Source organism: Pseudomonas sp. AF32, assembly GCF_022342325.2.
Lineage (GTDB): Bacteria > Pseudomonadota > Gammaproteobacteria > Pseudomonadales > Pseudomonadaceae > Aquipseudomonas > Aquipseudomonas uvaldensis.
This window is the reverse complement of record NZ_RQJK02000057.1, coordinates 1-799: the sequence shown is the minus strand read 5'-3', so window position 1 is coordinate 799 and position 799 is coordinate 1. Positions and strand designations below refer to the sequence as shown.

At 56.9% G+C, this 799-nt stretch carries 2 protein-coding genes and 1 pseudogene; all 3 read right to left on the bottom strand.

The genetic code is table 11. The annotated features are described in order from the left end of the window. The coding region (tnpB, locus tag EGM97_RS26085; protein WP_477788898.1) for an IS66 family insertion sequence element accessory protein TnpB at window positions 1–287 on the bottom strand (287 nt) is incomplete at its 3' end. Beyond that, window positions 284–601 (bottom strand): IS66-like element accessory protein TnpA, encoded by a 318-nt coding sequence (gene tnpA, locus EGM97_RS26080; protein WP_477788897.1) that lies wholly within the window; start codon window positions 599–601, stop codon window positions 284–286. The genes tnpB and tnpA, both read right to left, overlap by 4 nt. An 86-nt stretch (window positions 602–687) precedes the next feature. Beyond that, window positions 688–799: pseudogene (locus EGM97_RS26075) on the bottom strand (IS5/IS1182 family transposase); the annotation flags it as partial.

The following is a 799-nucleotide window of genomic DNA, read 5'->3' as shown; positions in this document are numbered from 1 at the left end:
CCGACTACCAGTGCCTGTAGCTGCTCAGGATTGAGTTCCATCTGGTCACCATGACGATTGCTCGGCCAGGAAAACTTCCCTTGATGCAGACGACGTGCCGCCAACCAAATGCCCAAGCCGTCGTGCACCACCACTTTCATGCGATTGCCTCGGCGATTGGCAAACAGATAAGCGCAGTGCGGCTGCGCCGCACCGAAGACAGCCACGACACGGGCGAGCGCTTTTTCAGTGCCGGCGCGCATGTCCATCGGCTCGGTGGCCAGCCAGATTGTGTCGATGCGGATCACGAGGCAAGTCCACGGACAAAACGGGCGCAGCCTTCGGGATCGCAAGACGGCCATTTCACCGTGATGGTTTGCTCGCCAAATGGCAGCTCGATGATCGCCGACGCTTCAGCCGGTCTTTTCGGTGCGACTTTTACCGGAACGAACGCCGGCAGCGTTGCGGGCGGTTGATCTCGGTAAAGCGGTAGCCACTTACGAATCACGTTGGCATTGATACCGTGACTGATGGCAACGCTGGAGATGGATGCGCCGGGTTGCAGGCATTCCTGAACAACCTGGGCTTTGAATGACTTGGGATAAGAGCTTCGTTGGCGCATTTAAGGGTTATCGCGTCCGCTTAAAAATAGGCGGACACCATCGCCCTTAATTCCGGAGTTCGGTAGACGTGTTTGCCGTTCGCTTACGCACGAACAGCAGTGGAATCGATCATCCAGGTTTCCAAGTCGATCAAGCCTTGCTCGTTCAACCGGATGTGAAGTCGCTTGAGCATCTGCTCGAAAGTCCCGCGGTTACGC

What these genes read in the sequence shown, in the direction of transcription:
- tnpA (WP_477788897.1), bottom strand. Translation starts at nt 601, where the DNA reads ATGCGCCAACGAAGCTCTTATCCCAAGTCATTCAAAGCCCAGGTTGTT.